General features: G+C 61.5%; 8 protein-coding genes. All 8 read right to left on the bottom strand.

Annotated features, from left to right (window positions below):
* Positions 1-627 (bottom strand): ATP-binding cassette domain-containing protein (locus AC1DT3_RS08030; protein ID WP_477464728.1); only part of this gene is annotated, 627 nt, incomplete at its 3' end.
* Positions 624-1,622: an ABC transporter ATP-binding protein gene (locus tag AC1DT3_RS08025; RefSeq protein WP_477464727.1), complete on the bottom strand. Its 999-nt coding sequence runs from the start codon at positions 1,620-1,622 to the stop codon at positions 624-626. The genes AC1DT3_RS08030 and AC1DT3_RS08025, both read right to left, overlap by 4 nt.
* Positions 1,619-3,166: a gamma-glutamyltransferase family protein gene (locus AC1DT3_RS08020; RefSeq protein WP_477464726.1), complete on the bottom strand. Its 1,548-nt coding sequence runs from the start codon at positions 3,164-3,166 to the stop codon at positions 1,619-1,621. Before AC1DT3_RS08020 ends, AC1DT3_RS08025 begins: the two co-directional genes overlap by 4 nt.
* The gene (locus AC1DT3_RS08015) at positions 3,166-4,074 is read right to left on the bottom strand and encodes a polysaccharide deacetylase family protein (protein WP_477464725.1); all 909 of its coding nucleotides are present in this window, start codon (positions 4,072-4,074) and stop codon (positions 3,166-3,168) included. The genes AC1DT3_RS08020 and AC1DT3_RS08015 overlap by 1 nt, the downstream gene beginning before the upstream one ends.
* An 11-nt stretch (positions 4,075-4,085) precedes the next feature.
* On the bottom strand, positions 4,086-4,877 hold the full coding sequence (locus AC1DT3_RS08010) for an SDR family NAD(P)-dependent oxidoreductase (protein WP_477464724.1): 792 nt from the start codon (positions 4,875-4,877) through the stop codon (positions 4,086-4,088).
* A 7-nt stretch (positions 4,878-4,884) separates the two neighbouring features.
* Positions 4,885-5,754: an ABC transporter permease gene (locus tag AC1DT3_RS08005; protein WP_477464723.1), complete on the bottom strand. Its 870-nt coding sequence runs from the start codon at positions 5,752-5,754 to the stop codon at positions 4,885-4,887.
* Entirely contained in the window at positions 5,751-6,680 is a 930-nt protein-coding gene (locus tag AC1DT3_RS08000; RefSeq protein ID WP_477464722.1) for an ABC transporter permease, read from the bottom strand. The genes AC1DT3_RS08005 and AC1DT3_RS08000 overlap by 4 nt, the downstream gene beginning before the upstream one ends.
* Before the next feature lie 18 nt (positions 6,681-6,698).
* A partial coding sequence (locus tag AC1DT3_RS07995; protein WP_477464721.1) for an ABC transporter substrate-binding protein occupies positions 6,699-7,759 on the bottom strand: 1,061 nt, incomplete at its 5' end.

Raw genomic sequence — 7,759 nt, 5'->3', positions numbered from 1 at the left:
GAACAGGTAGGACAGGCCGAGTTCTCGCTGCAGTTCCATCAGAAGATTCAGAATCTGGGATCGGATCGAGACGTCGAGAGCCGAAACCGGCTCGTCGAGAACGAGGAGTTTAGGCGATAGGGCCAGCGCCCGCGCGATGACGACGCGTTGCCGTTGTCCGCCGGAAAGAGCGTTGGGGAGACGATCCTTGTAGGCCGCCGGCAGCCCCACGAGATCGAGGAGTTCGGCAACTCGCCGCTGTCGATCCGCGCGGGATCGACCTTCGATGACGAGTGGTTCGGCAATGCTGTCGCTAATCGTCATTTTCGGATTGAGCGCGGCGCTCGGGTCCTGGAAAACGATCTGCATTTCGCCTGCGAGCGCCCGTCTCGAAGGTTTGTCGAGATGAGTGATGTCCTGTCCCGCGAAGGCGACATTCCCAGACGTGATGCGCTCAAAGCCGATGATGGCATAAGCCGTCGTCGACTTGCCGCAGCCACTCTCGCCGACAAGGGCCACGGTCTGTCCGGCAGCGATATCGAACGAAATTCCGTCGACGGCTTTGACCACCGTCCCCGGTGCGTCTCGCACAGGAAAATGGACGCGCAAATCTCTGACGCTGAGGAGTGGGGCAGATGCGGTCATCATGCGATCTCCCCGACGCGATCGGAATGCCAGCAAGCCGTCATGTGACCGGCGGAGTCGACCGGTGCAAGGGGCGGCCTCGTTTGGCAGATATCGCTCGCCAATGGGCAGCGGGTGCGAAAACGACACCCCTGCGGCCAGGCGTCGGCGCTTGGCACCATTCCTTGTATGGTTCGCAGGAGGCTCTTTCGATCGCCTTGCAGCTTCGGCACGGTGGCAAGCAATAAGCGCGTATACGGATGGGCAGRCGCGTCGAAAATCGGATCGATGGGCCCCTGCTCGACGACGCGTCCGCCATACATGACGGCTACGTCGTCGGCCATTTCGGCCACGACACCCATGTCATGCGTAATGATGACGATGGTGGTGCCGACTTCATCGCGCAGGCGCTTCATGAGGTCGAGAATCTGCGCCTGGATGGTCACGTCGAGAGCCGTCGTCGGCTCGTCGGCGATGAGCAGGCGGGGCCGGCAGATCAGCGCAGCCGCAATCATTACGCGCTGGCACATGCCGCCCGACAATTCGAACGGGAACTGCGCGGCGCGGCGCTCGGCGTCTGGAATTCCGACCTGTGCGAGCATGTCGACAGCTTGGCGATACGCCTCCGCCCCCGATACGCCGCGATGCAGAGTGAGTGCCTCTTCCACCTGCGCCCCGACACGCATGAGCGGGTTGAGTGAGGCGATCGGTTCTTGAAAGATGATCGACGCCAGATTTCCCCGCACGTCCTGCAGCGCTTTTTCGTCGAGTGCCGAAATCCGAGTGCCTTCGAGGAAAATTTCTCCTCCTGCAAAGCGCGCCGCTTCCGGCAGAAGCCTGAGAACAGAAAGCGCCGTCAGGCTTTTGCCGCAACCGCTTTCGCCGACGATGGCGAGAATGCTGCCTTGCCGTGCCGAGAGCGAGACGTCGTCGACCACGTCGACCCCGGCGATCCGAACCCGAAGGTGTTCGATCGACAGAAGCGCCCGTTCGTCTTGCACTCGGAGATCAGTCGTCATGCCGGAGACCCGACGGCGACTGCGGCCCACGGACTCGTCGGATGCGCCATGCCGATATTCTCGCCATCCCTTCGCATGACGGCCGAGGGGATGGCGAAATTCACCGGATAGAGCGTGTCCTCGACGATCTCGACCGGAAATGCCGTGCCGACGCGCCCGATAATGGCGGGATCAGCCTGCGCATTGATCTTGATGACCGGCGTGCTCGCATCGACGCGAGGACGGTGGAAAGCCTCCTCCAGTGTCAGGCCGAAATCGAGGACGTAGGAAAGAATCTGGAGGACGGTCGGAAAAATCGTCCTGCCTCCGGCTGCACCGATGGCGAGCATCGGTTTGCCGTCCTTTCGCAGGATGAGCGGGCACATGTTCGCCAAAGGTCTCACGCCGGCGGCGATCGAGTTCGGCTGGCTCGGCCGTGGGTCGAACCACATGACGCCGTTGTTCATCAACATGCCCGCTTGTGGGAGAACGACCTTGGATCCGAACCGCGAAAGCAGGGTGTTCGTCAGCGAGACCATGTTGCCGGCAGCATCGACGACGCTCACATGCGTCGTGCATCCTGCTTCGGGTGTAGCACCATGCCCCATCGTCGTCAGGCGGCGCTCGTAAGCTTCCCTGATGGCCGTCGCGTAGGCGAGCGCCGCATCGGCGGGTGCGGCGGAACGGGACAGGTTCATTGCGGACAGACGCTGCGCAGCGTCGAGAAAACTCGGACCTCCGCTGAGACCGGGAATGGCGTTGATCTCCACGCCACCATACGTCCCTTTGGCGGGGTCGTTCCAGCGTGGCTGATAGACAGCGAGATCGTCCGCCACGATGCTCGAACCGCCGCCGGCGAGATCCTGCGCGATCAGGCGGGCAACCTCGCCTTCATAAAAGTCGCGCGCGCCCGCCTTCGCAAGGCGTCTCAAGAGCCTCGCTTTGGCAGGCATGGGTCGATAGCGGGGAGCTTTTCGATCGCCTGCGCTCGGTGCTCGACCGTCGTCGAGAAAGATCTCGGCAGTCGCTGGAAATTTTGCGAGTGACGACGCCTCCACGGCGAGGGAAAGCGAGGCGAACCAGTCGACTTCAAGCCCGCGTTCCGCATGCTCGATCGCCGGCTGCAACGCGTCTTGCCAGCTGATACTGCCGAAACGTCGGAGGGCCTCGGCAAGTCCCGCGACCGCGCCAGGCACGCAGATTGACGAATAACCGATCACGTTGCGGTCGTCCTCGACGGTCGGCCAGTCGAACCAGTTGCCCGTTTTGTTCTTGGCGAGCGGATATTCGGAGGCGTCCAGATTTGCCGGTGCCGTCACGTTGAAATCGAGCGTGTCGACGGTCCCGGTTGTGCCATCCGCATGCAACAGAAAACCGCCGCCGCCGATACCCGACAGCCAGGGCTCGACGACACTCAAAACCAGGGCCGTCACAACGGCGGCATCCATGGCATTGCCGCCGCGGGACAGAACGGCGGCGCCCGCTTCGGCCGCGTAACGGTTCTGGGCAGCAACCATCCCGTGGCGCGAATGGATTTCGGGTTTGTGAACGGTGAACGTCTGCATCAGCCCTTGTTTCCAAATCGACGTGCCGCGATGTTCGGCGGGGTGCGAACGGGTACGACGAAGCGATCCTTGTTGACCGACCCCGCGTGGTACTTCGCGATCTCTCCAACGGTCGTCACCCAAGCGCCTGGCGTCGACGTGACGCGTTCCAAGAGCTTTTCCAGCATGCGGATGCGGTGGGCCCGTCCGGAAATCCAGTCGTGAACGGTCAGCATCAGGAGGCCGCCGTCCGCATGCAGCATGTTCCATTCGTCGAGCCAGCTATCGAGGACGGGCCCGGTCGCCGAGGGAGCCCAGGAATCGGCGCCTCCACCCACGAACTTGAAATAGACCGCGTCATCGATGGCCCATTGCACAGGAATCTCGACGACGTCGCCCATCGTGTACGGATGGTCGAACCCAGAAAGCGAACTGTCGTACAGACCATGCGCAGCGAGTTGGGTCAGCATGTGCGGCGTCATTTCCCAAGCGGGAGAGCGGAAGCCCGCGGGCACGATGCCGACTTGCTTGCGGAAAATGTCAAGCGACGCCGCGAGTGCGCTGCTGAATTCCTCATCCGAGACTTGCGAAACGATCTCGTGAAAATATCCGTGCAGACCGATTTCATGTCCGCGCGCGACGAAAGCCGGAAGTAGATCGGGATGGTTTTCCGCGACACCGCCCGGGACATAGAAGCTTCCCTTGATGCCGAAGCGATCCAAAAGATCGAGCAGGCGCCAGATGCCCGTTCGTGGACCGAACAGACGCTGCTCGTACTGCCCGATGAGTCGCGAATCGTTCGCTTCCCGCAAATTCCAGAGGAGAGGGGATTCCGCGTCCACATCGACGGTGAAGCAGAACGCGCTCTGGTGCCCTTCCGGCCATTCGTAGCGTGGCCAGGGCGAGGATCGGCTGAGTGTCGAGGTCATGATGGCGTCTCTCAAAGCGGGTTCTTCTTTGCCTGGTGTACCGCGAGCGACCCGATGGAGTTTCCGCCATCGATGGTGAGCGTCGCACCGGTGACGTAGGACGACGCATCGCTCGCCAGATAAAGAAGGCCATTCGCGACATCCTCAGGCGACGACGGTCGCCCGAGCGGAATCGCCGCGATCGTATTGGCGACGTGTTCGTCGGTGAGATTGCTGACGGTGCTGCCAGCGGCGAATCCAGGCTCCAGCGCGTTCACGCGGATCCCGAACTCGGCGAGTTCGATGGCAAAGCCCTTCGTCAAGCGGTCAAGCGCCGTCTTCGATGTGCAATAGGGAACGACCGTCCGGCGCATCTTTCGGGATGCTCCCGACGAGATGTTGATGACGGATCCCTTCACGTTCTTTGCGATCATCTGCCGGGCGAAGCCCTTGCTGAGCAGGAAGGGCGCGCGAAGGTTGATGGAGAAGATCTGGTCGAACTCCGCCGTGCTGATGTCGAGGAGGAATCCGCTCGGATATATGCCGGCATTGTTCACCAGCACGTCAGCAGCGCCCCAGCGCTCCTCGACCGCCGACAGAAGACCCTTGATCGAGGTTTCGTCCGTCAGGTCCGCGGCCTTGGTGAAACTGCCGCCGGCGAGTCCAAGCTCAGTTGCAAGCGATTGAAGCTCCGTGTCCCGCAGATCGGTCAGACAAAGTTCCGAGCCGGCCGCCCGGAAARCCTCCGCGATCCAGCGACCGACGATGCCACAGGCCCCCGTGACGACGACTCGCTTGCCTGCGAGATCAGAAAAGAAATCCATGTCATCCTCATTGTGAACGGGGGTCGAAGCGATCCCGCAGATCATCGCCGTAGAGATTCACCGCAAGAACGAGAAGGAAGAGGCACAATCCTGGGAAGGTCGCGATCCACCAGGCCGTGGCAAGGTAATTTCTGCCCGTGCTCAATGTCGCGCCCCAGCTGGCCGTCGGTGGCTGGACGCCCAGGCCGAGAAAGGAGAGCCCGGCTTCGAACAGCACCATAAGACCGAATTCGAGAGTCGCGACGACAGTCACGGCGCCGATGATATTCGGGAGAATATGGCGAAACAGAATGCGGATCGGGGACGCGCCCATGAAGGTCGCCAGTCGCACATACGGCATCGTYGAAACGCCGAGGGTTTGACCGTAGGCGATACGCGCATAGCGCGGCCAACGGGTGAGCGCGAGAACGATGATCACGTTGATGAGGCCCGGACCGAGAACAGCAACGATAATGATCGCAAGCAAGATGGCCGGAATGGACAGAAAGACATCGACCAGGCGCATGATCGCGATTTCGACCCACCCGCGAAGATAGCCTGCCAGCATGCCGAGCATCACGCCGGCGGCGCCCGAGAGGATCACCGAAGCGAATGCGACGAAGAGCGAAACCCGTGCGCCATAGATCAAGCGGCTGAGCAAGTCCCGCCCCAGTTCATCGCTGCCCAGCATGTAATAGACGTTGCGCGATACAGTTCCCGGCGCTTTCAGGCGCGCCAGAAGGTTTTGTGCATTTGGGTCATAGGGCGCAATCAAAGGCGCGAAGACAGCAGCGACGACGAAGAGCGTGATGATCGCAACAGGCAGCCATCGACCCAATCCCCTGCGGGTACGGTGAAGGATCGACACGGGCCTATCGGCAAGAGCGCTCGTGGTCATCCGCGCGCTCCATCGAGCCTGATCCGCGGATCGACCGCGCTATAGAGAATATCCGCCAGCAGATTGAGGGCGATCGTGACGAAAGCGCCAAGGAGGACGACGCCTTGCACGACCAGAAAATCCCGCGCCAGAATCGATTGCACCGTGACCTGACCAAGCCCAGGCCACGCGAATACGGTTTCCACGATCACGGCGCCGGCGAGCAGATTTGAAATCTCGAGCGACGCCACGGTGATGACGGGAATGGAGGCATTGCGCGCAAGGTGCCGCAGCAACAATCGACCCGTCGGAACGCCCCGAGACCGGGCGGTTCGCACATAATCTTTCGAGAGCTCGTCGAGAAGAGCCGTGCGCGTGATGCGGGCGAATGTCGCCATGCTCAAGAGACCGAGCGCAAAGGACGGCATGATGAGATGCTGCACGCCGCCTGTGGACGAAGGCGGCAGCCAGCCGAGATTCACGGCGAAGATCATGATGAGCAGGATGCCGCTCCAGAAGGTTGGCATGCTCTGCGCGGCGAGAACGAAACTGGAGAGGAAACTTGCAATGGGGCTCTTGCGAAAGAGCGCGAGTGCTATGCCGACCGGGATGCCGATGCCGCAGGCGACGAGGAGCGCGCCGCCAGMCAATTGCAATGTGTAAGGAAGCCGCGAGGCGATGATCGTCGACACCGGCACGTTCTGGACGAGCGAACGCCCGAGGTCGAAGCTTGCGAGCTGCTTGAGGAAAGCGAAGTACTGCACGATGAGGGGACGGTCGAAGCCGAGCGTCTTTCGCAAGGCTTCGATATCGGCCTTCGTCGCGGTTTCCGGAACAAGCAGATAGGTCGGGTCGCCCGTGAGATGCTGGAGGAAGAAGATCAGCGTTATCACACCGAAGGCGGTGCCGATGACCTGCCACAATCTCCTTGCGAGGAATCGTTTCACGGTGCCCGACCTACCCGATCAATCTTTCCAGGACATGCGATTGAGGAACATGCTCTCGTTCGGGGTCGGCTGCCACTCCAACCCCTTCGCAGCGCCATAGACGATTCCGACCTGATAAAGGGGTACGACGAACAAGTCCTGCGCGAGACGCTCGTGAACGCCCCGATAGGACGCCAGTCGCTTTCCCTGGTCCAGAGTCTGCCGCGCATCTTCGAGAAGGCTCTCGATTTTCGGATCCTTGGCGTTTGCCCATCCGCTCGACGAATGGAGGATCGGGAACAGCACGCCGTCCGMATCCTGGCACGCACAGGACCAGCGGCTGAACGCCATCTGCGGGATCGATTCGGGACCGCTTTGCATCTGCTTCAGCCAGCTTGCCATGTCCGTCATTTCGATCTTTACCGTCAGACCCGCCTCCGTCAGCATTTGCTGGATCGCCTGGACGACCCTCTGATCATAAACGGGAGCCGTCAGGAGCGAGATCGGCTGCTTGGCCTTTGCACCCGCCTCCGCGATGAGTGCCTTCGCCTTGCCGGGATCGTAAGGAAGCGCCGAAATGCCATCCACCCAGCCGACATGGGCGGGCGACAGCAGGATCGGCAGGACCTTGTCGTAGCCGCCGAGAATGCCGTCGACGAGGCCGTTCTTGTCGATGGCGTACGCGACGGCCTGACGAATCTTCAGATCGTCGACAGGAGATTTCTGTACGTTCATGGCCAAATAGGCGACGCGCTCCGTAAGCACGGAGAGAACCTTTGCCTTCGGCGAAGACTTCAGCTGCGCGGCGAGGTCCGAATCGAGCGTGACGGCGAGATCGCTCGTGCCGGCCTGAAGATTGGCGACGCGCGTTGCGGCATCGGGCACGGCGCGGAAAACGGCGGCTGGGAATGGAGCCTTTTTACCCCAATAGCCGCCATTGGCGCTCAACGTCACCTGGACGCCACGCTGCCAATCCTCGAACTTGTAAGGACCGCTGCCGACAGGCTTGAGGTTGAAGGCGTCCTTGCCGACCTTTTCGACGACATGCTTCGGGACGATCGAGAGTTTCACGAGCTGCGCCAGGAGCGCCGGATAGGGTC

Source organism: Microvirga sp. P4_G7 (genome assembly GCF_056401005.1).
The sequence above is the reverse complement of the archived record's forward strand: the minus strand, read 5'-3'. Positions and strand labels throughout refer to the sequence as shown.